The sequence below is a fragment of the Candidatus Regiella endosymbiont of Tuberolachnus salignus genome, assembly GCF_964020115.1.
GTDB lineage: Bacteria > Pseudomonadota > Gammaproteobacteria > Enterobacterales > Enterobacteriaceae > Regiella > Regiella insecticola.
The window spans coordinates 553,752-579,619 of record NZ_OZ026542.1; the positions used below are offsets into that span (position 1 = coordinate 553,752).

Annotated in this window: 27 protein-coding genes and 2 pseudogenes; 13 read left to right on the forward strand and 16 right to left on the reverse strand. The window is 48.4% G+C overall.

Going from position 1 to position 25,868, the window contains the following annotated elements:
• Positions 1–207: 207 nt before the first annotated feature.
• The 3 genes and pseudogenes from AACL30_RS02860 to istA (AACL30_RS02870) all read right to left on the reverse strand — a co-directional run.
• Positions 208–681, reverse strand: a pseudogene (locus AACL30_RS02860) (recombinase family protein); the annotation flags it as partial.
• 58 nt (positions 682–739) lie between these two features.
• Positions 740–1,537 (reverse strand): IS21-like element helper ATPase IstB, encoded by a 798-nt coding sequence (gene istB, locus AACL30_RS02865; protein ID WP_339058365.1) that lies wholly within the window; start codon positions 1,535–1,537, stop codon positions 740–742.
• The gene (gene istA / locus AACL30_RS02870) at positions 1,534–2,712 is read right to left on the reverse strand and encodes an IS21 family transposase (RefSeq protein WP_339056344.1); all 1,179 of its coding nucleotides are present in this window, start codon (positions 2,710–2,712) and stop codon (positions 1,534–1,536) included. The genes istB (AACL30_RS02865) and istA (AACL30_RS02870) overlap by 4 nt, the downstream gene beginning before the upstream one ends.
• Between istA (AACL30_RS02870) and AACL30_RS02875 the strand changes: the two genes are divergently transcribed.
• The 5 genes from AACL30_RS02875 to AACL30_RS02895 all read left to right on the forward strand — a co-directional run bounded on the left by AACL30_RS02875 (position 2,711) and on the right by AACL30_RS02895 (position 6,437).
• Positions 2,711–3,379, forward strand: a complete 669-nt coding sequence (locus AACL30_RS02875; RefSeq protein WP_339057751.1) for a hypothetical protein — start codon at positions 2,711–2,713, stop codon at positions 3,377–3,379. The two genes, istA (AACL30_RS02870) and AACL30_RS02875, sit on opposite strands and share 2 nt — an antisense overlap.
• Before the next feature lie 209 nt (positions 3,380–3,588).
• Positions 3,589–3,711: a hypothetical protein gene (locus AACL30_RS02880; protein ID WP_339057048.1), complete on the forward strand. Its 123-nt coding sequence runs from the start codon at positions 3,589–3,591 to the stop codon at positions 3,709–3,711.
• A 236-nt stretch (positions 3,712–3,947) separates the two neighbouring features.
• Complete coding sequence (gene istA / locus AACL30_RS02885) at positions 3,948–5,126, forward strand: IS21 family transposase (protein WP_339056344.1); 1,179 nt, start codon at positions 3,948–3,950, stop codon at positions 5,124–5,126.
• On the forward strand, positions 5,123–5,920 hold the full coding sequence (istB, locus tag AACL30_RS02890; protein WP_339058365.1) for an IS21-like element helper ATPase IstB: 798 nt from the start codon (positions 5,123–5,125) through the stop codon (positions 5,918–5,920). The genes istA (AACL30_RS02885) and istB (AACL30_RS02890) overlap by 4 nt, the downstream gene beginning before the upstream one ends.
• Positions 5,921–6,098: 178 nt before the next feature.
• Positions 6,099–6,437: a hypothetical protein gene (locus tag AACL30_RS02895; RefSeq protein WP_339057752.1), complete on the forward strand. Its 339-nt coding sequence runs from the start codon at positions 6,099–6,101 to the stop codon at positions 6,435–6,437.
• A gap of 48 nt (positions 6,438–6,485) precedes the next feature.
• Here the strand turns inward: AACL30_RS02895 and AACL30_RS02900 are convergent, their stop codons facing one another.
• From AACL30_RS02900 to AACL30_RS02940, 9 genes and pseudogenes are all read right to left on the reverse strand, one after another.
• Complete coding sequence (locus AACL30_RS02900; RefSeq protein ID WP_339057753.1) at positions 6,486–6,800, reverse strand: hypothetical protein; 315 nt, start codon at positions 6,798–6,800, stop codon at positions 6,486–6,488.
• A 3-nt stretch (positions 6,801–6,803) separates the two neighbouring features.
• Complete coding sequence (locus tag AACL30_RS02905) at positions 6,804–8,339, reverse strand: VENN motif pre-toxin domain-containing protein (protein ID WP_339057754.1); 1,536 nt, start codon at positions 8,337–8,339, stop codon at positions 6,804–6,806.
• A gap of 126 nt (positions 8,340–8,465) precedes the next feature.
• Entirely contained in the window at positions 8,466–8,714 is a 249-nt protein-coding gene (locus tag AACL30_RS02910) for a DUF2442 domain-containing protein (protein ID WP_339057755.1), read from the reverse strand.
• Complete coding sequence (locus tag AACL30_RS02915; RefSeq protein ID WP_339057756.1) at positions 8,698–8,940, reverse strand: DUF4160 domain-containing protein; 243 nt, start codon at positions 8,938–8,940, stop codon at positions 8,698–8,700. Before AACL30_RS02915 ends, AACL30_RS02910 begins: the two co-directional genes overlap by 17 nt.
• A 118-nt stretch (positions 8,941–9,058) precedes the next feature.
• Positions 9,059–9,319, reverse strand: a complete 261-nt coding sequence (locus tag AACL30_RS02920; protein ID WP_006707949.1) for a type II toxin-antitoxin system ParD family antitoxin — start codon at positions 9,317–9,319, stop codon at positions 9,059–9,061.
• A gap of 47 nt (positions 9,320–9,366) precedes the next feature.
• Positions 9,367–9,684, reverse strand: a pseudogene (locus AACL30_RS02925) (tyrosine-type recombinase/integrase); the annotation flags it as partial.
• A 48-nt stretch (positions 9,685–9,732) separates the two neighbouring features.
• Positions 9,733–11,273, reverse strand: a protein-coding gene (locus AACL30_RS02930) for an IS3 family transposase (RefSeq protein ID WP_339057458.1) whose coding sequence is annotated in 2 segments (ribosomal slippage) — positions 9,733–10,799 and positions 10,799–11,273 — 1,542 coding nt in all. Because the reading frame shifts where the segments join, the coding sequence is not laid out codon by codon here.
• Complete coding sequence (locus AACL30_RS02935) at positions 11,186–11,929, reverse strand: tyrosine-type recombinase/integrase (RefSeq protein ID WP_339057757.1); 744 nt, start codon at positions 11,927–11,929, stop codon at positions 11,186–11,188. Before AACL30_RS02935 ends, AACL30_RS02930 begins: the two co-directional genes overlap by 88 nt.
• Complete coding sequence (locus tag AACL30_RS02940; protein WP_339057758.1) at positions 11,916–14,765, reverse strand: CHC2 zinc finger domain-containing protein; 2,850 nt, start codon at positions 14,763–14,765, stop codon at positions 11,916–11,918. Before AACL30_RS02940 ends, AACL30_RS02935 begins: the two co-directional genes overlap by 14 nt.
• Positions 14,766–14,914: 149 nt before the next feature.
• Here AACL30_RS02940 and AACL30_RS02945 point away from each other — a divergent pair, with 149 nt between their 5' ends.
• From AACL30_RS02945 to AACL30_RS02965, 5 genes are all read left to right on the forward strand, one after another.
• On the forward strand, positions 14,915–15,280 hold the full coding sequence (locus AACL30_RS02945; protein WP_339057759.1) for a helix-turn-helix domain-containing protein: 366 nt from the start codon (positions 14,915–14,917) through the stop codon (positions 15,278–15,280).
• Positions 15,281–15,357: 77 nt separating this feature from the next.
• Positions 15,358–15,606, forward strand: coding sequence for a SymE family type I addiction module toxin (locus AACL30_RS16305; protein WP_422389568.1), 249 nt, complete (start codon positions 15,358–15,360; stop codon positions 15,604–15,606).
• 75 nt (positions 15,607–15,681) lie between these two features.
• Positions 15,682–16,860, forward strand: coding sequence for an IS21 family transposase (gene istA / locus AACL30_RS02955; RefSeq protein ID WP_339056344.1), 1,179 nt, complete (start codon positions 15,682–15,684; stop codon positions 16,858–16,860).
• Positions 16,857–17,654 carry an IS21-like element helper ATPase IstB gene (gene istB, locus AACL30_RS02960; RefSeq protein ID WP_339058365.1) on the forward strand — a complete coding sequence of 266 codons (798 nt, stop codon included), beginning with the start codon at positions 16,857–16,859 and terminating at the stop codon, positions 17,652–17,654. The genes istA (AACL30_RS02955) and istB (AACL30_RS02960) overlap by 4 nt, the downstream gene beginning before the upstream one ends.
• A gap of 178 nt (positions 17,655–17,832) precedes the next feature.
• On the forward strand, positions 17,833–18,171 hold the full coding sequence (locus AACL30_RS02965) for a hypothetical protein (protein ID WP_339057752.1): 339 nt from the start codon (positions 17,833–17,835) through the stop codon (positions 18,169–18,171).
• A gap of 48 nt (positions 18,172–18,219) precedes the next feature.
• Here the strand turns inward: AACL30_RS02965 and AACL30_RS02970 are convergent, their stop codons facing one another.
• Both AACL30_RS02970 and AACL30_RS02975 read right to left on the reverse strand, forming a co-directional pair.
• A complete protein-coding gene (locus AACL30_RS02970) occupies positions 18,220–18,534 on the reverse strand; it encodes a hypothetical protein (RefSeq protein WP_339057753.1) in 315 nt (104 codons plus the stop codon).
• A gap of 3 nt (positions 18,535–18,537) precedes the next feature.
• Positions 18,538–20,385 (reverse strand): VENN motif pre-toxin domain-containing protein, encoded by a 1,848-nt coding sequence (locus AACL30_RS02975; RefSeq protein WP_339057760.1) that lies wholly within the window; start codon positions 20,383–20,385, stop codon positions 18,538–18,540.
• A 460-nt stretch (positions 20,386–20,845) separates the two neighbouring features.
• On the opposite strand from AACL30_RS02975, the gene AACL30_RS02980 reads away from it, so the two are divergent.
• Positions 20,846–21,022 (forward strand): hypothetical protein, encoded by a 177-nt coding sequence (locus AACL30_RS02980; protein WP_339057761.1) that lies wholly within the window; start codon positions 20,846–20,848, stop codon positions 21,020–21,022.
• Between the two features lie 20 nt (positions 21,023–21,042).
• On the opposite strand, the gene xerC is transcribed toward AACL30_RS02980, so the two are convergent.
• Positions 21,043–22,083, reverse strand: coding sequence for a site-specific tyrosine recombinase XerC (gene xerC, locus AACL30_RS02985; protein WP_339057762.1), 1,041 nt, complete (start codon positions 22,081–22,083; stop codon positions 21,043–21,045).
• A 4-nt stretch (positions 22,084–22,087) separates the two neighbouring features.
• Positions 22,088–25,060, reverse strand: coding sequence for a CHC2 zinc finger domain-containing protein (locus tag AACL30_RS02990; RefSeq protein ID WP_339057763.1), 2,973 nt, complete (start codon positions 25,058–25,060; stop codon positions 22,088–22,090).
• A gap of 99 nt (positions 25,061–25,159) precedes the next feature.
• On the opposite strand from AACL30_RS02990, the gene AACL30_RS02995 reads away from it, so the two are divergent.
• Positions 25,160–25,561, forward strand: a complete 402-nt coding sequence (locus tag AACL30_RS02995) for a helix-turn-helix transcriptional regulator (RefSeq protein ID WP_339057764.1) — start codon at positions 25,160–25,162, stop codon at positions 25,559–25,561.
• 71 nt (positions 25,562–25,632) lie between these two features.
• Complete coding sequence (locus AACL30_RS03000) at positions 25,633–25,845, forward strand: SymE family type I addiction module toxin (protein WP_339057765.1); 213 nt, start codon at positions 25,633–25,635, stop codon at positions 25,843–25,845.
• The last annotated feature ends 23 nt before the right edge of the window (positions 25,846–25,868 follow it).

Genomic DNA, 25,868 nt, shown 5'->3' on the forward strand with positions numbered 1-25,868 from the left:
CCTCTGGTAGCGCAAGACTCGCTACGTAGTGATCTAGCTAACCTTCTACGGCAGGACTTCCACCTGCAGGAACAGTGCAGCTTTGCCCAGCGCACTGGAGGAACCCCCAAAAGTGTTCGTTCTGAGTTAACACTATGAATTAAAAATTAAATTTATCCCAATGCAATCTAATAATGCTCAACGTATAACAACCTGCTCTGTTTTTTCACCAATAACAACCCCTCTGGAGCGTAAGTACAAATACAACGTCGTTTTTGAAATCGCTAATTGTTCAGCAATTTTTTTAACAGGGATAGTCCCATTTTTATAAAGTGCTTCAGCGATAGCCGCTTTTTCTATTGCCGTTGGGGTCATTCCTTTAGGTCGTCCCCCCTTTCGCCCACGCGCGCGTGCTGACTTTAATCCCGCCTGCGTACGCTCTCTAATAAGTTCACGTTCAAATTCAGCCAATGAGGCGAAAATACCAAAAATCAATCGGCCCTGCGCGGTAGTGGTATCAATCGGATCATTTAAGCTGATTAAGCCCACTTTTTTTTCGAGAAGCTGGGTCGCGAGATGAATCAGGTGCGCCAAATTTCTGCCTAAGCGATCCAACTTCCATACAACCAAGGTGTCTTCTTCTCTTAAATTTCTCATGATTTCATCAAGAACAGGTCTTGCTGTTTTTGCACCACTTGCTATTTTGTCAACGCTACTTTAGATTGACCACTTTTTGCTACTTTAAAATGTCCAGTTTTTGCTAATTTTCCTGTTGGGTTTCTATTCCAGGCGCCTGGATAATATCAGTCGTTTTTATAGGCAACATGCCTGCTTTGCGTTTATTTTTGAGTCGATAGCTTTCTCCTTTAATATTCAATGTGGTTGAATGATGTAAAAGCCTGTCTAAAATCGCAGTTGCTAAAATGTGATCACCGAATACGTCCCCCCAATCAGTAAAACTTTTATTTGATGTGAGAATGATGCTCGCCTTTTCATAACGACGGCTCAATAACCTGAAAAATAGGCTAGCTTCTTCGCGATTCATCGGTAAATACCCGATTTCATCCAGTATTAATACCCTGGCATAGCACAGTTGCTGAAGTTGGCGTTCCAGACGGTTTTCTTGCTTTGCCTTCATTAAGGTACAGCAGAGTCTATCCAGAGGCATAAACAATACCCGATGCCCAGCTGTAGCTGCCTTGACAGCCAGCGCTATCGCCAAATGCGTTTTCCCTACCCCAGGTGGGCCTAACAAAATGACGTTTTCATGATGTTCGACAAACCTCAGCCCCGCCAGCTCGCGGATAATTTTCCTGTCTATACTTGGTTGGAAAGTAAAGTCAAATTGCTCCAAGGTTTTTATCCACGGCAAACGTGCTTGTTTTAACCGCGATTCCAAGCCTTTTTGGTGACGCCCGTTCCATTCCTGGGCTAATGCCTGCTGGAGAAATTCACGGTAGTTCAGTGCTTTCTTGGTGGCTTCTTCACATAAACTCTCCAACGCATCGCCCAGGTAATCCATTTTTAACCGTATCAACAAGTTTTCCATTTCCATCAGAGTAGCTCCTCATACACACTGAGCGAACGAGACGCTACTCGATTGACCTGTTGCCAAAGGGCTTGATGATGTTCTGGCACCTTTTGCCAGCCCTGCGTTACCTCCTGCAAGAGATGCGTCGCGAGCAGTTGCTCATCGCCGTAAATACGTAGCGTATTATCTAAACCGATACGAATATTAACCGCACGACCACACCAGAATGAAGGCACGCTATAGCGATTACCTCTGACATCGATATAGCTGTCCCATGCCACTTGTCGTAGGTCGAAGTAGCTGGTATCGAAATCAGTCGCAGGGAGTGGCATCAAGGCTATTTTTTCCTCAGCAAAACGATTTTCCGGTGTCTGCTTGAATTGACGAAGATGACGCTGGTCTGCCACTTTCGCCAGCCACATCGCTAGCAGTTGATTAACATGAGCGAAACTCTCAAACTGACGGTAGCGAGTGAAAAAATTGTGTTTAACATAGCCCACCATCCGTTCGGTTTTGCCTTTCGTTTGCGGTCGATAAGGCTTACAGGCGCGAGGGCTAAACCCATAGTGATTAGCCAGTTGCAGGAAGCCCGCATTGAACTCGATGTGGCCATTTTGTCCATGTTTGATAACAGCGGCTTTTTGGTTATCTACCAAGACATTTTTTACGCTGCCACCGAAGTAATTGAAGCTGCGAACCAGCGATTCATACGTGTGCTCAGCATCTTGCTTAGGGGCAGCAAAGACATGAAAGCGACGCGAAAAACCGAGCGTATTAACGGCAAAATTAACCGTACAGGCAGAGCCTGCCACCTCAACGATGATTTCTCCCCAATCGTGTTGAAGTTGATAACCGGGGAGGGTTTCAAAGCGTACCGTGTTTTTCGAGGCCCTGAGCGGACGTTTGGGATGTATATAACGTCGGAGCATCGCACTCCCACCCCGGTAGCCTTTTTCACGGATTTCCTCAAAAATAACCGCCGCATTCCAAACCTGTTCACTCAACCTTGAATCGATGTAGTCTTTAAAGGGCTCGAGTTTAGCAACCTGTTTTTTACCGCGTTTTGCTGTTGGCGGCGCAGGATAGCTAATGTGCCGTCTCACCGTTTTTTCTGAACACCCTATCTGATGGGCAATATCAACAATAAATGCCCCCTGTTGATGGCGTTGTTTTATCATGTAGTGGTCCTCTCTTCTTAGCATGCTTATTTCCCTCATGGCTTTGTCACCACAAAGGAAACTGCATTCTGGCTTGAGTGGACAAATTAAATTAGCAATTTACGGTCTTTTATCATTAGCGCTGACACACTCGCTGGATGTCGCCCTGAAGCGGTGGGTACCCTGTCAGGAAGCGGCCATTATCAGCGCCGGGGTGATGGAAGGGCGGGTGCCTGAGGCGTTACGGCGGGCGATGACGGTGGTACAAGGCATCGATGAAATGAAATCCTCCGTATTAAGCACCCTGGGCTACCCGATGGCGCTCATTGGCACGGTGGTGGGAATAATGGTGTTGGTCAGCCAGCATTTTATCCCGCAACTGGCGAAAATGGTGCCGCGTGAAACCTGGCAAGGGGGGATCTGGTGGTTGGGGACGACCGCTGATTTTGTCGTGGATCACGGCATCTTGTTGTCGTTGATGCTGATGTTAGCCACCGCCTGGATCAGCTGGTCATTTAGCCATCTGACCGGGCGCTGTCGCCGAGGGTTGGACTGGCTGATACCCTGGTCAGTCTACAAAGACTTTCAGGGGGTGGCTTTTTTACTCAATATGGCGGCCTTGCTGCGGGCGGGAGTCAAGACCTTGGATGCGCTCGATATTTTGGCGCGCTGTAATGGTCTAATGTTTCCGGCCACTTTTGAAGAGCTGTAATAAACTGCAAATCAGAGGTGTATAAAATGAAAAGTAAAAAGAAGCCATTGACATTTACGCTGGAGTTTAAACAAGACGCAGCAAAGTGAGTCCTGTAAAAAGCGTATACGTGCAAACAAGCGTCAGAGAGTTTAGGGGTTTCATTAAGTGCGATAAAAAGCTGGGTCAAGGCTGAAAGGGGGGGAGTTTCCCCGGTAGGCTCTGAACAGGTGAGTCTTAGTTTGGCCGAGCGTGAAGAATTACTTCGTCTGCGCAAAGAGCGCAATAACTTGTTAATGGAGCGTGAAATATTAAAAAAAGCGGCGGTCTTCTTTGCGAAAGAAAACGGATAAGATTTCAGTTTATTCGTGAGCAAAAGAAGACCTACCTTTGCCCGTTATCCAAAACGCCATAAGATAACAACGGACAGCGCTCATAATCATTCTATCGTACCCAACCTGTTGGCGCGGGAATTTACCGTTACTCTGTCAGCGCTAATGATAAAAGACCGTAAATTGCTAATTTAATTTGTCCACTCAAGCCAGAATGCAGTTTCCTTTGTGGTGACAAAGCCATGAGGGAAATAAGCATGCTAAGAAGAGAGGACCACTACATGATAAAACAACGCCATCAACAGGGGGCATTTATTGTTGATATTGCCCATCAGATAGGGTGTTCAGAAAAAACGGTGAGACGGCACATTAGCTATCCTGCGCCGCCAACAGCAAAACGCGGTAAAAAACAGGTTGCTAAACTCGAGCCCTTTAAAGACTACATCGATTCAAGGTTGAGTGAACAGGTTTGGAATGCGGCGGTTATTTTTGAGGAAATCCGTGAAAAAGGCTACCGGGGTGGGAGTGCGATGCTCCGACGTTATATACATCCCAAACGTCCGCTCAGGGCCTCGAAAAACACGGTACGCTTTGAAACCCTCCCCGGTTATCAACTTCAACACGATTGGGGAGAAATCATCGTTGAGGTGGCAGGCTCTGCCTGTACGGTTAATTTTGCCGTTAATACGCTCGGTTTTTCGCGTCGCTTTCATGTCTTTGCTGCCCCTAAGCAAGATGCTGAGCACACGTATGAATCGCTGGTTCGCAGCTTCAATTACTTCGGTGGCAGCGTAAAAAATGTCTTGGTAGATAACCAAAAAGCCGCTGTTATCAAACATGGACAAAATGGCCACATCGAGTTCAATGCGGGCTTCCTGCAACTGGCTAATCACTATGGGTTTAGCCCTCGCGCCTGTAAGCCTTATCGACCGCAAACGAAAGGCAAAACCGAACGGATGGTGGGCTATGTTAAACACAATTTTTTCACTCGCTACCGTCAGTTTGAGAGTTTCGCTCATGTTAATCAACTGCTAGCGATGTGGCTGGCGAAAGTGGCAGACCAGCGTCATCTTCGTCAATTCAAGCAGACACCGGAAAATCGTTTTGCTGAGGAAAAAATAGCCTTGATGCCACTCCCTGCGACTGATTTCGATACCAGCTACTTCGACCTACGACAAGTGGCATGGGACAGCTATATCGATGTCAGAGGTAATCGCTATAGCGTGCCTTCATTCTGGTGTGGTCGTGCGGTTAATATTCGTATCGGTTTAGATAATACGCTACGTATTTACGGCGATGAGCAACTGCTCGCGACGCATCTCTTGCAGGAGGTAACGCAGGGCTGGCAAAAGGTGCCAGAACATCATCAAGCCCTTTGGCAACAGGTCAATCGAGTAGCGTCTCGTTCGCTCAGTGTGTATGAGGAGCTACTCTGATGGAAATGGAAAACTTGTTGATACGGTTAAAAATGGATTACCTGGGCGATGCGTTGGAGAGTTTATGTGAAGAAGCCACCAAGAAAGCACTGAACTACCGTGAATTTCTCCAGCAGGCATTAGCCCAGGAATGGAACGGGCGTCACCAAAAAGGCTTGGAATCGCGGTTAAAACAAGCACGTTTGCCGTGGATAAAAACCTTGGAGCAATTTGACTTTACTTTCCAACCAAGTATAGACAGGAAAATTATCCGCGAGCTGGCGGGGCTGAGGTTTGTCGAACATCATGAAAACGTCATTTTGTTAGGCCCACCTGGGGTAGGGAAAACGCATTTGGCGATAGCGCTGGCTGTCAAGGCAGCTACAGCTGGGCATCGGGTATTGTTTATGCCTCTGGATAGACTCTGCTGTACCTTAATGAAGGCAAAGCAAGAAAACCGTCTGGAACGCCAACTTCAGCAACTGTGCTATGCCAGGGTATTAATACTGGATGAAATCGGGTATTTACCGATGAATCGCGAAGAAGCTAGCCTATTTTTCAGGTTATTGAGCCGTCGTTATGAAAAGGCGAGCATCATTCTCACATCAAATAAAAGTTTTACTGATTGGGGGGACGTATTCGGTGATCACATTTTAGCAACTGCGATTTTAGACAGGCTTTTACATCATTCAACCACATTGAATATTAAAGGAGAAAGCTATCGACTCAAAAATAAACGCAAAGCAGGCATGTTGCCTATAAAAACGACTGATATTATCCAGGCGCCTGGAATAGAAACCCAACAGGAAAATTAGCAAAAACTGGACATTTTAAAGTAGCAAAAAGTGGTCAATCTAAAGTAGCGTTGACAGCAAACAGCAGAACAACTCTCTGAAGAGAGACAGCAAGAGTTAGCCATCATGATTGAAGCAATGCTACTGCGTGAGCAGCTGGGGGATTATCATCAGAAAGACATAAAAATTGGGGGTTAAGATGAAACGACATTTTACCTCTGGCGCTTTTCCTGAGCTGATTCTCTCTGGCAAAACACTGGCACAGCATGGCTTTAAATCAAAAACACGGATTAAGCTGCTAATACAAGACAAGGCACTTTGGATCACTCACATCGGTAATAACGAAACATGGAATGCACTCTGCGAAGCCAACGAGCCAGAACTGGGCGCTGACTGGGTGCGCGACAAGGGAGAGATGGTTATTAGCGGCAGCTGGCTAACTGATATAGGCATCACCCAAGCCGAACACGTGGAAATCACCGCAGCTGCTCCGGGGGTGATTAAAGTAGAGTGTAAAGGGGTGACGTTGTTGGCTTAAAATAGTGATCCCGGCGAGAGCCGGGATTGTCAGACTAACAATTTAGAGTTAATAAAAATCCGCTTCTATACGACCTTCTGCTTTTAAGATCTCAAGGAAGCGTTGGTAAGCCGTTTCATCAAGTTCTAATAGATCATCAAGTAGTCTTTCTTTGATAAGTGCCAAATGATAAATACCATAGCCATTATTATGGAAATAAATAAAGTCACCTGATAGAGCAGGATCAATAACTGTGACATTTTTCATTTTATAAGAGCGGAGACCTCCATAATTCTTTGGAAGACCTAAACACATAGCATCCCCGTCGATAATGTATACTGCATATATATCAACAAGTTCACCATCACTTTCTTGTATTCTCATTTTTTATCTTCCCTCAGTAATAGAAGCCCCTGGCTGCAATGAATTGCGTTGCGGAGTAATGATTTTCATATCATAGGCCTTACCAGTATTTGAGTTGTATTGATAATGGATACTAATCGCTGAGCCATCAGGTAATTTATGAGTCGCTTCCATTTTCTGGAATCCAGCTGATTTAGGGAATCGAGGATCATTATTCATACCATCCAGTTTATTACCACTTTTAGGATTTGACTGAGTTTGCTTCCAGAATATCTGCTCATTCAGATCCCTCGGTGCCGTAAACTGTTTACCCGGTTTCGCCGTTGATATCTTCTCAGCCGCTTTAATAATCTGCTTATTAGTAATGGTAGCCGCAATTTTCTCCGTCAGTGCCGCACCGCCTTTGACAATTCCAGCCCCCCCGGCAACTAAAGAGGCAACATCCGCGACCAGCTTACCACCTTCAACACCGGCATTAAATGAACCGCTGGCACCGGCTTTTTGATATTCCGCTTCCATTTTATCAATGCGTGCAATATACGATGTCTTCACCGCTTCAGAGACATTACCTAACACATCACCGCTGTTAAACAGGGCTTTTAGGGAGGTGTAGGTTTCCAACGGACTCGCTCCCGCTTTCACTATGCCATCCACTGCCTCATACAGCGCCGCGGGGACACCCGTTACCATGCCTGCCGCAAAACTGCCATCCTGACCGAGGTTTATCGCTGTCCATTTCGCCTGAGCACCGGCTTTACAAGCCAGTGTTTGGCATTCGGCAAGTTCTTTTGCTTTCTGAGATTGCTGAGCATTGCTCAGATAATTATTCTCCACCACCGTTTTACCCGCCTGCGCCCCGGCAACCGCGCTGGCAGTACTGTCGCCTGCAATGCCGCCCGCCAGCCCAGAGGCTAAAGTAGATAGGGTACTAACGGTTTGTTTTTCACTTTCGCTGAGCGCGCTGACTTTTTTATCAGGATACAGCTGCGCTTTGATCACGCTGGCAGCGATTTCTCCCGTTGCGGCACCGGCAGCGCCTGCAACAGGGTTATTCCCTTGCATCTGCGCCAATGCCCCTGCTACCACCGCATGCGCCATCACACGGCTGCTTTCATCTGGCGTGCTTTTTTTAATCACCTCGGCCAAGTAGGGCGCTGAGCCGCCTGCAATGGCCGATTTCAAGTCTCCCCCTGCTAACCCCTGTATTGCAGCAGTGGCGGCTTGCATGCCTTGCTGAAGCGCACTGCCGGTGCCGTAATCAGCCATCGCGGTATGACGGGCTTGTTCGGTGATTTGTCTCTCCGTAGGGGACAGATTGCCTTTTGCAACCAACGCGGCTTTTGCTGTCTCACGTGCTTGCGGATTGCGCTGCGCTTTTTCTGCTGCTATCGCTCCTTCCGTGCAGGCAATGTCGCTCGCCTGATTGCCAATCTCCCCGAGTAGCTGCGCGGTTTTTAACCGCTGCTGCTCTTTCTCTTTATCGAAGATCGCGCTGAGATGCGGGTTAGCCTGTTCCACATCACGACGTAATTTAGCCAGGTTTTGTTGTTGCTTATTCATTGGATAACAATTTTCTAAGATGAAACAAGGCGTTATGCACTGAATTTCCTCTAAGTTCATTGTCGATCGGCATTTTTTTGCCGGACGCACTTTTTCACTCTGTAGCATCTTGTCACCCACTCTAAATTAGGCGGCGTGGTGAGGCCGATGGGTAATGTCTCCCTGCCCATTTAACAAACCTACAATGGAAATGTCTTCGTCCAGATTTTCCCAGTGTATCCCTCTGGCGCTCAACTCAAACTGATTACGCTCTGTATCACTGGCATTCAATAACTTTGGAAACCATGACAAAGGAACGCCCAATGTACGCGCATCACTCAACTCAACCCACAGATGATATTCATCAAATCGTACTGTTTTAGCAGAAATAATCATTCCAAGCCTCCTCTAACAACACCTTATTTTCCTCTATCACATAGCTCAACTCTTTTAACTCGCGGGCGCTGAAACCGTCATTACGAGCCAATTGAACCATAGGTACTAACCAAAACTTCGCTTCATTACCCGAATTCCTGACATGAATATGAATCGGCTCCAGTGGATAACCCTCATTTGAATAGAAAAAAAACTTATAACCCTTAAATCGTAGTATTACCGGCATACTATTGCTTACCCCATATGACAACGCTGTCAATCTGCATTACCAAGCCCGATGTTCTGATTCTGTCGCTCACTCTACGCTTATCGCCACATCATAGCAGCCCACACCCTCATTGCCATTATTTCCGTCCATTTTCTGACATTTGCTGATATTTATGACGAAGCTGTTTGAATACTTCTTCTGCAGGAACCCCTTCACCGCTATTAATACCTCGTGTAACCGCTGACTGAAGTGCTTCTAGTTTTTTCGCCTGTGCTTGGTCTTCCAATTCACGTAACCCTGCTCGGATAACTTCGCTGACATTGTTATAGCGACCACTATTGATTTGTTTCTGAATAAATTCTTCGAAGTGAGGACTGAGTGCAACACTGGTTGGCATAGCAATGCTCCTGATTAAGTTACTATCTATTAATAATAGTTAGTATTTTAGTTTTCCTCTTTACTGTCAAGATCAGCTTCCAGAGATTGCACCCGCCTTGCCTGATGGGTTGCCGTATGAATTTCTTTTAACGCCCGAATACTTACCCTTGCATAGATTTGCGTGGTGCTCATATCAGAATGACCCAACATCGCCTGTATCCAGCGGGTATCTGCCCCATTCTCTAACATCTGGGTGGCCATGCTATGGCGCAGTAAGTGACAACTCCCCGCTTTTCGCACACCGGACTCGCGGATCAGCTTGCCAATATGGCTGCTCAAGCCGTCCAGACTGAACCCTTGACCGTCTTTCGCCAAAAACAGCGCATCACTTTCCGGCGGTGTTTGTCAATGTAGTTGTCGCTTGAAACTGTTTTATGCAGCACTTACTTCCGGATTCAGCATCACTTCATGAATAAAATTCCAGTTACGACAGCCTTTGCTCCAACGTTCGGGTTTTTTAGCTCGAGCTAATTCATAGATGGCTTTCCGTTTAGCTAATATTTCTTTATCTGCCTCCCTATGACGTTCATCTGGAGTAACGTACTTGATACCACTGTGTTTATGTTCAAGGTTGTACCCGTTCACAAACTGAGCTACCCAGGCTCTGGCATCATTGAGTAAAGTAAACCCCTCGGCTGGCCACTGGGGACAATATTTCACCGTTCGAAACAAGGATTCGGAATAAGGGTTATCATTGCTGACTCGTGGGCGAGAATATGAACTGATTCCCCCCAGATCGTACATTTTCGCCAACAGGGTATAACTACGCATGGGGCCACCATTATCTGAATGAAGAATGATTTTTTTGCCCGCGCATTTTTCTTTCCAGATGCATCGTTGCAGTAGCTCTGCAGCCTGTTCGCCGGATTCTTGTTCAAAAACGTCTGCCCCCACAATTTTCCGACTGAAAATGTCCATCATCATGTAGAGGTAAAGATGCCGACCTTTTATAGGTGTTGGCAAATAACTACTATCCCAGGACCATACCTGATTCGGTGCTGTCGTTTTTTGTGCGCCTGGACGTTTATAACTTCTCTCTCGACGTCTAGGTGTTAACAGTTTGTTCGCTTTGAGCACGCGATAAAACGTAGACTCAGAGGCGATATAAATTCCCCTATCAGCCAGCGTCGGAACGATGACATTCGGAGGGAAACTTGAAAACTCTGGTGAGTTACAGATTTCCATGATCCGCTGTCGTTCAGCATCAGACAATTTGTTGCTGGGGGCATTGCGAACGGCCGTTGACCGTTTGTCGGCCAGGGGAGCGTTGTGACAATTGTTGCGCCAGCGTTGCAGTGTTCTGACTGAAATCCCAATGACCTGGCAGGCTTGCGCCTTACGAGCCCCCTGTTTCATCGCATTCCTAAGCATATCAACTATATTAAGCCGCTCCGGGAGAGGTATTAGACGTCCTCGCTGTTGTCCCAGAGGGCATTGAACTTTTCCCTTAATACCAGTAGCGCTGCGGTTTCCGCCAGCGCCTTTTCTTTTCTGGTGAGTTCTTTTTCAAGTTCACGGATCTTTTGTCTGTATTCTTTGACGACTTTATCAACTTTATGATTATTCAAGGCTTTCGGCTCATGAGCCCGGAGCGAAGCCGTTCGCCATTCCTTTACCTGTTCAACAAACAATCCTTTGTGCCGACAGTATTCGGCCAGCTCAATTTCAGACATCACTGCGCTTTCAATGACCACCGCAAAACGCTGTTCGGGCGACCAACCTTCGTTATTCTTTAAAAACTGCTCATCTTCACATAACAGGCCATCACTCATTAACTCGTTTCTCCATCTTGAAACAACCGAAGGGCTCACGTCTAGCTTCTTCGCTATTTGCCGGTGAGACCAATTATACGGAGGTTGAAGCCAGAGCAACCCTTGTTGCTTGATATTGATAGGCACGGGGTTTGCCGGCATGGTGTTCTCCTTAATATTAACAGGCGACAACTATGCTGACACAGGGGGTTATTGAGCGATCTTCTTGATGATAATATGCAATCGGTACCCCGTTCATGATGAATACTCTGTAGCGTTAACCCGACCAGCTCGGCACGGCGCATACCGGTGCTGTACAGCACTTCCAATATCGCACGGTCACGCAGCCCTTTGGTCCGATGGATTGGCGGCCACGCCAGCAGGGTCTCCACCTCGGCCACACTCAGCACATCTTTCGGCAAGCATTGCCCCCTCTTCGGCAATTCAAGATCCGCTGCCGGATTAGACGGGAGATAATGGCGGCGAGTCAGCCAACGGAAAAAGCTTTTTAGCGCATCCAGTCGATTACACTGAGTACTGACGCTCAGCGGTTCGCCATTCGGTTTACGGCTATGATAGAGATGGCGTTGATAGCGCTCCAGCGCACCTAAGCTCACCTCATCTGGACGATTCAACCCACGCTCATCGCACCAGATCAGGAAATGACGCAACTGATTTTCCCTGTTACGCAACGTCTGGGCCGTGCCGTTACGCTCTCGCTGCCATTCAAGATAATGCTGCATCCGTTGATAAAATCCCCGCGGATCAGTGGCATCGCCGATAACCTGCTCCTCCCGCCGTTTATCACGCAATCCCATGCTTCACCTCTCTGTGATTGTTTTCTTGAGGCAGGGCGGCGGCTAACCTAGACTTGCATTCATCAGAGCCAGACTTGCTTTCATTGCCCTCATTATCAACAGTATTTTCCACGTCTAATAATCCGCATAAATGTACGCCCTTTGGCGCAAAGCCATCATACAGCAGCTGATATTGCAATAGATGACCCCGACTCCCGCCATGTACCAACAGATATTCCATTTCAACCAGCCGCAGACAGTGATTCTTCAACTGGCTGTCGCTCCAGTGGGTAAATTCACGGATATCCCGCCGCGTGAACCGTACCTCATTCGCCAAGCAGCTTTGCACCCCAGCCTGCTCTTTCACCATTGCTTGTATCAACACCAACAATTTCCTTGTCTGCGGCGGCATCTCGTCCAGCGTACGGCCTAATATTTCGTGCGCTAGCCGATTAGCCAGCGCGATATCAGATCGCTCTACTTCGATATACTCCAACGGCTTGCCACGGTGATTTACCCTTTTGACTTGCCGCTGATATTGATGCAGCAAGGTGATCGATTGGATCAACGTCAGGTATTTCATATGATCACGGCGGGTTCGTGTTTTATCACTCAGGAAAGTGAGCTGGCTAGCAAAGGGATTCACCACATTGAGCGGCTTAAGCAGCCGTTGGGCATTTTGATGCAGATTTTTAACATAATCGTGCTCTTTTCCAGTCAACAGCCCTGCCAGCGTTTGCTTATGCCGTTGCAACGCATGAATGGCCTGGGTTTGCTCGCGTGATTCATTCACCGATAAGACCAGGCAACGATTTAGCAACTCTTCGTCTACATCGATGGCGGTGGTAGTGAGCATCAGCATCACTGGGTCTTTGACGGTATATTCACGGGTGATTAAATCACCGCTGGCTTCATCTTTACCGGTCGAGGCGATTTTTAACTCGCCATCCGATTGCAATAATTTCAACGCATAAGCCGCTTGGCGCACCCCTTCTTCTTCGGCGATGGCTAAGATTTTATGTTGCAGATTGGTTTCACCTAAGTAGTACAGGCGCTGCCCGGTCATTGCTGAGTATTGCACCCACTTTTCTTCTGGGATTAAGCCTAGCACTGCCTCCATTAAGCTCGATTTTCCTGCTGCTGAAGAAGATTGGATTAGCACTGCCAGTGGTCTTTCTAATTTGCGCGAGACTGCCGCTAAATAACCAGCCAGTAAATTACTGGATTCGCCCACCACGCCGCAGGAAGCTAAATCACTCACCACCCGATCAATGAGATCAGGCGATTTAAGCAGTGCCAGCGCCGACGATTCATCCTCAGCCGATACCGCCACCGTGCTATTTTGGGGGGCTAATGCCGCCTGTAACGCCGCATCCTGTAACTGCTCCAGTTTTAGCAACACACGGCCCAGATCACGTTTGATGATCGCTTCATCACAACTCAGCTCCAGCGCCGCTGTTTTGATATAAACCCCGCGCTGCTTGGCAGCATACATATCCAGCTGATCCACATGGAACGCCCCGCTGCCGTTATCCCTGACCTGCACGTTAACTTTCATCACTTCAGACGAATGATTTTTCTGCCAGCCGCGTATTCGCCATATTCGCAGCCCAAAGGGGATAATCACTTCTCCGCTGGCCGTTTGTTCTGCGGCCACCTCTGGCAAGGCAGCTAAAGAAGAAGTGGCTGCTACCATCGGTTTTTCATGGGCGAACACCCCATTCGGCTCACTGCCCTGCCCCATCCACAATGCCTGTTGCAACGCCAGCCCTAACGCATGCTCGGCATTGCCGCTTTTGACCGCATAGTCATTGGCATCTAATCCCTTTGGGAATTGTACTCGCCAGGCCTCGATACCCCGCTCCAGCAACTCAGGCGCTAATTTTTGTGCCGCCGTATCACCGGCTTCATCGCGATCATAAGCGATCAACACCTTTTTAATGCCGTGAGATTGCAACACCGCCAGATGATCCGAATTAAAACCCTGCACCCCGTAGCTGCTGATCACATTACGATAACCTGCACACCAAAAGGTCAAGGCATCGATCAGCGCTTCGCATAAAATAATTTCATCGCAGCCCGCTAACGCCGCCTCGTTCCACACCCCACTGAGCGGCGAAGGCAGGTACAGATGCTTAGCGCTGCCCTTTCTAATTTGGCTATCCACCCCTATCCGCCGCCCGTAAAGTTGCAATACCCGGCCACGTTGGGCTACCGCATGACTTTCCGCGCTGCCAATCACCGGCACCACAAAACAACCGCGCAGATGCTCTTGTTTGGTTGTCTCCCGCAGCACCCCTACGCTCACCAGCCGCTCACGCAATGCCTTTCCGTCTTTGCTCGAGGGGGAGGGCAGTAATTGCGGCAACGTCTGATTGGAATAACCGAGCTTAAAATAACGGATCATTTCAGGGTGCGTTAACCCGCGCTTTTCCAGCCAGGCTAAGACTTCCGGCGAGGAAAGAAGGTGTTGGTGATAATGATCAACAATCTGATTCAACAGTGCCTGGCCGGATTCATCGACATCCAGCAACCGCGGCTGAGGCACCGCAGCCGCTAAAGAAGAAGTTGATACCACCCCCTCCCCCTGAAGCACCTTCACCGCCTGCGGCAATGACAGCGATTGTGTCTTCATCAGCCAATCAATCACCGACCCCGCCGCCCCACAGCCAAAACAGTGATACAGATTTTTAACCGGGCTGATCACCAGTGACGGTGTTTTCTCCTGATGGAACGGACACAGCATCACGTAATCCTTGCCCTGCTTGCGTAACTTATGCCCTTGGGATTCAACCAGTGCGAGCAAGCTGACATCACATTTTAGGCGTTCCAATTCATGGTTTGGTATACGGGGCATAAAACTGTTCCTTTAAAAACCTTGTCAATAGGGTTTTAATAAAAATAACTCGACACCAATATACTACTTATTGTAGTATATACAACATATTGTAGTAAAACGTGAGGTAAATTATGGCTGTCCTATTACATTCAACATCGGTAACAGCTATGGCTATCAGCAACGAAGAACGTGATTTCTTCATTGCACTGGGTGAACGTATTACTCAGTTGCGTAAAAAAAACGGCATAACACAGACAGAAATGGCCGAGAAGTTGAAAGTTTCGCAACAGACCGTACAAGCATGGGAGGCAGGAAGAAGAAGGATTAAGGTTTCTTCTCTTCCCTCTGTGGCACAGATTTTCACGATTTCGCTGGAAGAGCTATTTGGTGAAGCGCCAGAAAAAATAAAGAGTAAGCGCGGACCTGTACCGAAGTGGCAACAGCAGATAGAAGAGATAGACAGCTTGCCAAAAACAAAGCAGAAGATAATTTCGGAGATGTTAGGTGCAATGATCAATAATTCACGTAACTAACTGACATTTAACGCGGCGGTTAAGGGATTGCAGCCCATAACCACCGCTAACCACCACCAACTACGGAGCAGTTGATTATGGCTAGCACGCATTTTAAGTCAAAACCCACCACACCCCAAGCCTTGCGCCAGAGTATTGTGGGTTACGTTCCAGATACCTACCGTTATCCGCAGATTAAGCTTAAGGGAAAATGGCTTGAACAGGCGGGATTTACCACCGGTACACCCCTGACCGTCAGAGTCATGGACGGCTGTTTAGTCATTACTTCACAGCCTTCGTTGATGGACAATGCTGCAAATGTCAGCGCTAATGATAAAAGACCGTAAATTGCTAATTTAATTTGTCCACTCAAGCCAGAATGCAGTTTCCTTTGTGGTGACAAAGCCATGAGGGAAATAAGCATGCTAAGAAGAGAGGACCACTACATGATAAAACAACGCCATCAACAGGGGGCATTTATTGTTGATATTGCCCATCAGATAGGGTGTTCAGAAAAAACGGTGAGACGGCACATTAGCTATCCTGCGCCGCCAACAGCAAAACGCGGTAAAAAACAGGTTGCTAAACTCGAGCCCTTTAAAGACTACATCGATTCAAGGTTGAGTGAACAGGTTTGGAATGCGGCGGTTATTTTTGAGGAAATCCGTGAAAAAGGCTACCGGGGTGGGAGTGCGATGCTCCGACGTTATATACATCCCAAACGTCCGCTCAGGGCCTCGAAAAACACGGTACGCTTTGAAACCCTCCCCGGTTATCAACTTCAACACGATTGGGGAGAAATCATCGTTGAGGTGGCAGGCTCTGCCTGTACGGTTAATTTTGCCGTTAATACGCTCGGTTTTTCGCGTCGCTTTCATGTCTTTGCTGCCCCTAAGCAAGATGCTGAGCACACGTATGAATCGCTGGTTCGCAGCTTCAATTACTTCGGTGGCAGCGTAAAAAATGTCTTGGTAGATAACCAAAAAGCCGCTGTTATCAAACATGGACAAAATGGCCACATCGAGTTCAATGCGGGCTTCCTGCAACTGGCTAATCACTATGGGTTTAGCCCTCGCGCCTGTAAGCCTTATCGACCGCAAACGAAAGGCAAAACCGAACGGATGGTGGGCTATGTTAAACACAATTTTTTCACTCGCTACCGTCAGTTTGAGAGTTTCGCTCATGTTAATCAACTGCTAGCGATGTGGCTGGCGAAAGTGGCAGACCAGCGTCATCTTCGTCAATTCAAGCAGACACCGGAAAATCGTTTTGCTGAGGAAAAAATAGCCTTGATGCCACTCCCTGCGACTGATTTCGATACCAGCTACTTCGACCTACGACAAGTGGCATGGGACAGCTATATCGATGTCAGAGGTAATCGCTATAGCGTGCCTTCATTCTGGTGTGGTCGTGCGGTTAATATTCGTATCGGTTTAGATAATACGCTACGTATTTACGGCGATGAGCAACTGCTCGCGACGCATCTCTTGCAGGAGGTAACGCAGGGCTGGCAAAAGGTGCCAGAACATCATCAAGCCCTTTGGCAACAGGTCAATCGAGTAGCGTCTCGTTCGCTCAGTGTGTATGAGGAGCTACTCTGATGGAAATGGAAAACTTGTTGATACGGTTAAAAATGGATTACCTGGGCGATGCGTTGGAGAGTTTATGTGAAGAAGCCACCAAGAAAGCACTGAACTACCGTGAATTTCTCCAGCAGGCATTAGCCCAGGAATGGAACGGGCGTCACCAAAAAGGCTTGGAATCGCGGTTAAAACAAGCACGTTTGCCGTGGATAAAAACCTTGGAGCAATTTGACTTTACTTTCCAACCAAGTATAGACAGGAAAATTATCCGCGAGCTGGCGGGGCTGAGGTTTGTCGAACATCATGAAAACGTCATTTTGTTAGGCCCACCTGGGGTAGGGAAAACGCATTTGGCGATAGCGCTGGCTGTCAAGGCAGCTACAGCTGGGCATCGGGTATTGTTTATGCCTCTGGATAGACTCTGCTGTACCTTAATGAAGGCAAAGCAAGAAAACCGTCTGGAACGCCAACTTCAGCAACTGTGCTATGCCAGGGTATTAATACTGGATGAAATCGGGTATTTACCGATGAATCGCGAAGAAGCTAGCCTATTTTTCAGGTTATTGAGCCGTCGTTATGAAAAGGCGAGCATCATTCTCACATCAAATAAAAGTTTTACTGATTGGGGGGACGTATTCGGTGATCACATTTTAGCAACTGCGATTTTAGACAGGCTTTTACATCATTCAACCACATTGAATATTAAAGGAGAAAGCTATCGACTCAAAAATAAACGCAAAGCAGGCATGTTGCCTATAAAAACGACTGATATTATCCAGGCGCCTGGAATAGAAACCCAACAGGAAAATTAGCAAAAACTGGACATTTTAAAGTAGCAAAAAGTGGTCAATCTAAAGTAGCGTTGACAGCAAACAGCAGAACAACTCTCTGAAGAGAGACAGCAAGAGTTAGCCATCATGATTGAAGCAATGCTACTGCGTGAGCAGCTGGGGGATTATCATCAGAAAGACATAAAAATTGGGGGTTAAGATGAAACGACATTTTACCTCTGGCGCTTTTCCTGAGCTGATTCTCTCTGGCAAAACACTGGCACAGCATGGCTTTAAATCAAAAACACGGATTAAGCTGCTAATACAAGACAAGGCACTTTGGATCACTCACATCGGTAATAACGAAACATGGAATGCACTCTGCGAAGCCAACGAGCCAGAACTGGGCGCTGACTGGGTGCGCGACAAGGGAGAGATGGTTATTAGCGGCAGCTGGCTAACTGATATAGGCATCACCCAAGCCGAACACGTGGAAATCACCGCAGCTGCTCCGGGGGTGATTAAAGTAGAGTGTAAAGGGGTGACGTTGTTGGCTTAAAATAGTGATCCCGGCGAGAGCCGGGATTGTCAGACTAACAATTTAGAGTTAATAAAAATCCGCTTCTATACGACCTTCTGCTTTTAAGATCTCAAGGAAGCGTTGGTAAGCCGTTTCATCAAGTTCTAATAGATCATCAAGTAGTCTTTCTTTGATAAGTGCCAAATGATAAATACCATAGCCATTATTATGGAAATAAATAAAGTCACCTGATAGAGCAGGATCAATAACTGTGACATTTTTCATTTTATAAGAGCGGAGACCTCCATAATTCTTTGGAAGACCTAAACACATAGCATCCCCGTCGATAATGTATACTGCATATATATCAACAAGTTCACCATCACTTTCTTGTATTCTCATTTTTTATCTTCCCTCAGTAATAGAAGCCCCTGGCTGCAATGAATTGCGTTGCGGAGTAATGATTTTCATATCATAGGCCTTACCAGTATTTGAGTTGTATTGATAATGGATACTAATCGCTGAGCCATCAGGTAATTTATGAGTCGCTTCCATTTTCTGGAATCCAGCTGATTTAGGGAATCGAGGATCATTATTCATACCATCCAGTTTATTACCACTTTTAGGATTTGACTGAGTTTGCTTCCAGAATATCTGCTCATTCAGATCCCTCGGTGCCGTAAACTGTTTACCCGGTTTCGCCGTTGATATCTTCTCAGCCGCTTTAATAATCTGCTTATTAGTAATGGTAGCCGCAATTTTCTCCGTCAGTGCCGCACCGCCTTTGACAATTCCAGCCCCCCCGGCAACTAAAGAGGCAACATCCGCGACCAGCTTACCACCTTCAACACCGGCATTAAATGAACCGCTGGCACCGGCTTTTTGATATTCCGCTTCCATTTTATCAATGCGTGCAATATACGATGTCTTCACCGCTTCAGAGACATTACCTAACACATCACCGCTGTTAAACAGGGCTTTTAGGGAGGTGTAGGTTTCCAACGGACTCGCTCCCGCTTTCACTATGCCATCCACTGCCTCATACAGCGCCGCGGGGACACCCGTTACCATGCCTGCCGCAAAACTGCCATCCTGACCGAGGTTTATCGCTGTCCATTTCGCCTGAGCACCGGCTTTACAAGCCAGTGTTTGGCATTCGGCAAGTTCTTTTGCTTTCTGAGATTGCTGAGCATTGCTCAGATAATTATTCTCCACCACCGTTTTACCCGCCTGCGCCCCGGCAACCGCGCTGGCAGTACTGTCGCCTGCAATGCCGCCCGCCAGCCCAGAGGCTAAAGTAGATAGGGTACTAACGGTTTGTTTTTCACTTTCGCTGAGCGCGCTGACTTTTTTATCAGGATACAGCTGCGCTTTGATCACGCTGGCAGCGATTTCTCCCGTTGCGGCACCGGCAGCGCCTGCAACAGGGTTATTCCCCTGCATCTGCGCCAGTGCCCCTGCTACCACCGCATGCGCCATCACTCGACTGGGTTCATCTGGTGTGGTCTTTTTAATCACCTCGGCCAAGTAGGGCGCTGAGCCGCCTGCAATGGCCGATTTCAAGTCTCCCCCTGCTAGCCCTTGTATTGCAGCCGTCGCGGCTTGCATGCCTTGCTGAAGCGCACTGCCGGTGCCGTAATCGGCCATCGCGGTATGACGGGCTTGTTCGGTGATTTGTCTCTCCGTAGGGGAGTGATTGCCTTTTGCAACCAACGCGGCTTTTGCTGTCTCACGTGCTTGCGGATTTCTCTGCGCTTTTTCTGCTGCTATCGCTCCTTCCGTGCGAGCAATGTCGCTCGCTTGATTGCCAATCTCCCCGAGTAGCTGCGCGGTTTTTAACCCCTGCTGCTCTTTCTCTTTATCGAAGATCGCGCTGAGATGCGGGTTAGCCTGTTCCACATCACGACGTAATTCAGCCAGGTTTTGTTGTTGCTTATCTTGATTGCGGATAATCAACGCCCCTTCACTCAACGCCGCTTGCGTCGTTGAACGCGCATGCCCTTGGTTATTCTGATTGCTCAGCAGGTTATTGGCCATATTGCCGGCGAACTGATAGCGAGTATCCGATAAACCTTTCGTCAAAAAACAGTTATTTTCCAGTCGTGGCAAAGGCTGTAAGACCGTATTTTCCTCCGGTACAGTCTCGGCGCACAATATTTTTTCTGATACGCGGTTTTCCAACGCGAACGCCGATACACCGCTAAGAAGCAGGAGCAGTAACGACAATAAAAGGCGGGAAAGGCAGGTTTTCATCTGCGCAGTATAGACAGATAACCCTCTTTTTTCATTAGCAGTCAGCGTTTTTGGCGATTACGGCAACCCGTGACGGCGACGCGGTTTACCGGGGCGCTGGCGCGGGTTCTGCGGGCGCGGGCGGCAGAGAGCCCGCAAGCGCCGTCAACGGCGCTCATGACTCGGATGCCACAGAGAACCGCGATGGGGAGACACCATGGCAGTATTTAGAGTCAGTAAGGGGTGAGGACGATTAAAAAGAGGTTTGATGCACTGAGCCGTACAGACGATGCGCTAACGCGCCGCCAGGGAAGGCGGCGACGGCAGGGCTGAAGAAGAACGGATTGGCTGACAGCGGAGGCGAAGCCTGCGCGCCACACTGTACCCCACTGCCGAAGCGGGGGCGCAAGACATAATGCAGATTATGCGAACCGGTGCCGCTCACGAGTCGGTCAGGGCAGCATGCCCCCTAACGGCGACGGTGCGCATAATCTCCTGCATTATGTTAAATGGCGGCTGGCCAGCCACTCCCCACCTTCAACAACACATGACCCGGCTGGCCTGCCGCCATTTACCCCCGCCAACACCGAAGCTGACCGGGCAGGCAGTGCGCAGGGAGGCGCACTGTCTGCCTTTCCTCGATCTCCAGCAAGGCTGAAGATTATCGAGCTAACTTTTTTATTCACCCGCGATATCAGTATCACACAGACGTTGTCGCTCACGCTGGGCTGGATGTGTCGCCGCATGGACGGCCTGCAACGCTCGGATGCTGACCTGGGTATAAATCTGCGTGGTCTCCAACCGTTGATGTCCCAGCATTGCCTGTATCCACCGCGTGTCAGCACCATTTTCCAGCATCTGTGTGGCCATCGCATGACGGAACAGGTGACAACTGCCTGAAGTAGGAAGACCTGAATCACGGATATACATCCTGACCAGATAACCAATGCTCTCGGATACCAGACCTCCCATACCATCAGATGAGAGGAATAACGCTTTCAACTTAGGGTTGATCACCTTCTGTGGGCGCACTTCATCCAGATAATGCACCAACCAGGTTAACGCACGCTCACCAATCGGCACTACCCGATCCCGTCTGCCTTTTCCCTGACGAATAGTCAAAAGGGAACGCTCCCGGTTAACCGAATAGATATCCAGATTAGCCAGTTCAGAACGCCGTATCCCCGTTGACCAAAGCACCTCAAGCAGGGCTCTGTCACGAATGCCCTGAGGGGTACTGAGGTCGGGTAACCTCAGGATGTGTTCAATTTCGTTCACACTTAAAATATAACGCGGCAATTGTGTCATCAGCTTCGGCATCTCTAAATCCGCCGCAGGATTAGCCAAGATAAGACTCTGTTTAGACATCCAGGTAAACCAGGTCTTGATCGCAGTCAGTCGATGATGTTGGGTACGCACACTTAACGGCTTGTCTTGATTATTTTTATAATGTTGCTGATGTAATGCACTCTGGTAACGTTCCATGATCGGACGAGTGATCTCCTGAGGAAAAGCCAGACCGCGAATATGGCACCATTCAATAAAGTGATAAATATGCCTCGCATGGGAGAAGATCCCTTTTTCTGAATAGTTTCTTTCCTGTCGCCAGAGAATAAAACGCAGCAGCAAGGCAGCAAGGGAGCCTGCCTTCGGCGCACTCCCTACCGCTGCACGGTAGAATTCATCGGGGGTGATCCGCTTGGGTTTACGGTTGGCCATGCTCTCATTCTCCTGTAGTGATATGACTATTAAGGGCAGCAGGCTCCGAAAGCAATTTTTTATTTTCCCTGATTACTGCGTTTTGCTCCAGTCCGACCGCTTCATCAACAATGCCTTGTGCTGCATGGCCTGAAGTCACTTTTTCATTCACCGACCCCCCACCGACTGAAGTCCGACCTGATACCGACAGATGACTGTCTTTATCCGACTGAAGATTTTCATACCCCGACCGGGGGCTTTCGCCCTCATCATTGCTCAGGTTCAGTAACCCGCACAGGTGCGCCCTATCATTATTTTCACCGTCCCACAGCAACGCATATTCATAAGTTAAGCCACGGCGAAACAGCAACAGATATTCCATTTCCAGCAGCCGGGCTAGATGTACCTTCAGCTGCGTATCACCCCAGCTCAGCGCCTCGCGTACTTCACGCCGGGTAAAACGCAGCTCATTTTGCTGGATAGCCTGCCGTTGGCATTCGATCTGCACCCACTCGCGTAACAGCACCAACAGCTTGCGCGTTTGCGGCGGCATTTCGTCCAGTGTGCGGCCTAATATTTCGTGCGCCAGCCGATTCGCCAGCGCGATATCAGATCGCTCTACTTCAATGTATTCCAACGGCTTGCCACGGTGATTCACTGTTTTGATTTTTCGTTGATATTGATGCAGCAAGGTGATCGATTGGATTAACGTCAGGTATTTCATATGGTCACGGCGGGTGCGGGTTTTGTCGGATAAAAAAGTCAGCTGGCTAGCAAAGGGATTCACCACATTGAGCGGTTTTAACAGCCGTTGGGCGTTTTGATGCAGATTTTTAACATAATCGTGCTCCTTGCTCGTCAACAGTCCTGCCAGCGTTTGCTTATGCCGTTGCAACGCATGAATGGCCTGGGTTTGCTCGCGCGATTCATTCACCGATAAGACTAAGCAACGGTTTAATAGCTCTTCGTCCACATCGATGGCGGTGGTCGTGAGCATGAGCATTACCGGACCTTTCACCGTATATTCACGGGTGATTAAATCACCACTTTGCTCATCTTTGCCGGTCGAGGCGATTTTCAACTCGCCGTCGCTTTGCAGTAATTTCAGTGCATAAGCCGCTTGGCGCACCCCTTCTTCTTCGGCGATGGCCAAGATTTTATGTTGCAGATTGGTTTCACCTAAGTAGTACAGGCTCTGCCCGGTCATTGCTGAGTATTGCACCCGCTCTTCTTCTGGGATCAAGCCCAGCACTGCCTCCATTAAGCTCGATTTTCCTGCTGCTGAAGAAGATTGGATTAGCACTGCCAGTGGTCGTTCTAATTTGCGCGAGACTGCCGCTAAATAACCAGCCAGTAAATTACTGGATTTGCCCACCACGCCGCAGGAAGCTAAATCCTTAACGACTTTGTCGATTAAATCAGGCGATTTAAGCAGCGCCAGCGCCGCCGATTCATCCTCAGCCGAGACCGTCACTGCGCTATTTTTTGGCGCTAACGCCGCCTGTAACGCCGCATCTTGCAACTGCTCCAGTTTTAGCAACACCCGACCCAGATCACGTTTGATAATGGTTTCATCACAACTCAGTTCCAGCGCCGCCGTTTTGACATAAACACCGCGCTGCTTGGCAGCGTACATATCCAGCTGATCCACATGGAACGCCCCGCTGCCGTTATCCCTGACCTGCACGTTAACTTTCATCACTTCAGACGAATGATTTTTCTGCCAGCCGCGTATTCGCCATATTCGCAGCCCAAAGGGGATAATCACTTCTCCGCTGGCCGTTTGTTCTGCGGCCACCTCTGGCAAAGCGGCTAAAGAAGAGGTGGCTTCTACCATCGGCTTTTCATGGAAAAAAACCCCACCCGGCTCACTGCCCTGCCCCATCCACCGCACCTGTTGCAACGCCAGCCCTAACGCATGTTCAGCATTGCCGCTTTTTACCGCATAGTCATTAGCATCTAACCCTTTCGGGAACTGCACTCGCCAGGCTTCGATACCCCGCTCCAGCAACTCCGAGGCTAATTTTTGTGCCGCCACATCACCCGCTTCATCGCGATCATAGGCGATCAACACCTTTTTAATGCCGTGAGATTGCAACGCCGCCAGATGATCTGGCGTAAAACCCTGCACCCCGTAGCTACTGATCACATTACGGAACCCCGCACACCAAAAGGTCAGGGCATCGATCAGCGCTTCACACAGGATAATTTCATCCGACCCCACTAACGCCGATTCATTCCACACCCCAGTGAGCGGCGAAGGCAGATACAGATGCTTAGCGCTGCCCTTTCTAATTTGGCTATCCACCCCTATCCGTCGCCCGTAAAGTTGCAATACCCGGCCACGTTGGGCTACCGCATGACTTTCCGCGCTGCCAATCACCGGCACGACAAAACAACCGCGCAGATGCTCTTGTTTGGTTGTCTCCCGCAGCACCCCTACGCTCACCAGCCGCTCACGCAGCACCTTTCCGTCTTTGCTCGAGGGGGAGGGCAGTAATTGTGGCAAGGTTTGATTGGAATAACCGAGCTTAAAATAACGGATCATTTCAGGATGCGTTAACCCACGCTTTTCCAGCCAGGCTAAGACTTCCGGCGAGGAAAGAAGGTGTTGGTGATAATGATCAATCACCTGATTTAGCAGCGCCTGGCCGGATTCATCGACATCCAGCAACCGCGGCTGAGGCACCGCAGCCGCTAAAGAAGAGGTTGATACCACCCCCTCCCCCTGAAGCACCTTCACCGCCTGCGGCAATGACAACGACTGCGTCTTCATCAGCCAATCAATCACCGACCCCGCCGCCCCACAGCCAAAACAGTGATACAGATTTTTAACCGGGCTGATCACCAATGACGGTGTTTTCTCCTGATGGAAGGGACACAGCATGACGTAATCCTTGCCTTGCTTGCGTAGCTTATGCCCCTGCGATTCAACCAGTGCGAGCAATGAAACATCGCGTTTTAAATGTTCTAACTCTCTGGTGGGAATGCGGGGCATGTCTCGTTTCCTTAAAAAACACGTCAAGGTCTTTATTGACCTATTTTAAACAGGACTGTAAGATGCTTTCAAGTGTTAATTTTTAAGAGGGTATTTACCATGTGGAACAAACAACTAACTTGGCTATGTTTGTCTATGGTGAACTTCGGTAAAAACCTCGCTAATATCCGTAAATCAAGGCAGCTAACTCAATTAGCTCTGGCTAACCTATTGGATATTCAACCCCGTATGATAGGACGGTGGGAGCAGGGACAAGCCAAACCCCAATTCGATTACATCATTAAATTGTCACAAATACTTGAAGTCAGCATTGACCATTTATTACTGGGTGAGGAAGGGCAATCAAGTCCTATCTTTGACATTAAAAACAAGCGGTTAAAAGAATTATGTAAACAAACTGATTTACTTAAACAGGAAGATCAGGAGGTTATCTGCCATTTTTTAGATATGGCGGTTAGACACGATAAGCTCAGAGAGATAATAGATAAACGAAGATTATAAACTAACGTAGCTTGCCAGTGCGTCAACACTGGCAAGCCACTAACCACAAGCAACTAATAGGAGTAGTTACTATGGCTAAAGCAAATTCTACGTCAGAAACCGCCACAACCCAAGCCCGCCGTTATACCGTGGGCTATATCCGTGACCAGCGGAAATTTAACCCCTCGCCGTCCATTACCCTGAAGGGGCACTGGATGACAGAGTTTGGTTTCAACACCGGACAGAAGATCGAGGTGATCACCCAACAGGGGCAGCTGCTCATCCGGCTGGCGAATGAGGGGTAACTGACTGAAGTGAAATCCCGCTA

Coding starts and splice junctions, on each gene's coding strand:
- AACL30_RS02945 (WP_339057759.1), top strand. CDS start 14,915: ATGGCTATCAGCAACGAAGAACGTGATTTCTTCATTGCACTGGGTGAA.
- AACL30_RS02995 (WP_339057764.1), top strand. CDS start 25,160: ATGTGGAACAAACAACTAACTTGGCTATGTTTGTCTATGGTGAACTTC.
- AACL30_RS02920 (WP_006707949.1), bottom strand. CDS start 9,319: ATGCCAACCAGTGTTGCACTCAGTCCTCACTTCGAAGAATTTATTCAG.
- AACL30_RS16305 (WP_422389568.1), top strand. CDS start 15,358: ATGGCTAGCACGCATTTTAAGTCAAAACCCACCACACCCCAAGCCTTG.
- AACL30_RS02900 (WP_339057753.1), bottom strand. CDS start 6,800: ATGAGAATACAAGAAAGTGATGGTGAACTTGTTGATATATATGCAGTA.
- AACL30_RS02875 (WP_339057751.1), top strand. CDS start 2,711: ATGCTTATTTCCCTCATGGCTTTGTCACCACAAAGGAAACTGCATTCT.
- AACL30_RS02965 (WP_339057752.1), top strand. CDS start 17,833: ATGAAACGACATTTTACCTCTGGCGCTTTTCCTGAGCTGATTCTCTCT.
- AACL30_RS02940 (WP_339057758.1), bottom strand. CDS start 14,765: ATGCCCCGTATACCAAACCATGAATTGGAACGCCTAAAATGTGATGTC.
- istA (WP_339056344.1), top strand. CDS start 15,682: ATGCTAAGAAGAGAGGACCACTACATGATAAAACAACGCCATCAACAG.
- AACL30_RS02895 (WP_339057752.1), top strand. CDS start 6,099: ATGAAACGACATTTTACCTCTGGCGCTTTTCCTGAGCTGATTCTCTCT.
- AACL30_RS02915 (WP_339057756.1), bottom strand. CDS start 8,940: ATGCCGGTAATACTACGATTTAAGGGTTATAAGTTTTTTTTCTATTCA.
- AACL30_RS02910 (WP_339057755.1), bottom strand. CDS start 8,714: ATGATTATTTCTGCTAAAACAGTACGATTTGATGAATATCATCTGTGG.
- AACL30_RS02970 (WP_339057753.1), bottom strand. CDS start 18,534: ATGAGAATACAAGAAAGTGATGGTGAACTTGTTGATATATATGCAGTA.
- AACL30_RS02905 (WP_339057754.1), bottom strand. CDS start 8,339: ATGAATAAGCAACAACAAAACCTGGCTAAATTACGTCGTGATGTGGAA.
- AACL30_RS02935 (WP_339057757.1), bottom strand. CDS start 11,929: ATGGGATTGCGTGATAAACGGCGGGAGGAGCAGGTTATCGGCGATGCC.
- AACL30_RS03000 (WP_339057765.1), top strand. CDS start 25,633: ATGGCTAAAGCAAATTCTACGTCAGAAACCGCCACAACCCAAGCCCGC.
- AACL30_RS02975 (WP_339057760.1), bottom strand. CDS start 20,385: ATGAAAACCTGCCTTTCCCGCCTTTTATTGTCGTTACTGCTCCTGCTT.
- istA (WP_339056344.1), bottom strand. CDS start 2,712: ATGCTAAGAAGAGAGGACCACTACATGATAAAACAACGCCATCAACAG.
- xerC (WP_339057762.1), bottom strand. CDS start 22,083: ATGGCCAACCGTAAACCCAAGCGGATCACCCCCGATGAATTCTACCGT.
- AACL30_RS02990 (WP_339057763.1), bottom strand. CDS start 25,060: ATGCCCCGCATTCCCACCAGAGAGTTAGAACATTTAAAACGCGATGTT.
- istA (WP_339056344.1), top strand. CDS start 3,948: ATGCTAAGAAGAGAGGACCACTACATGATAAAACAACGCCATCAACAG.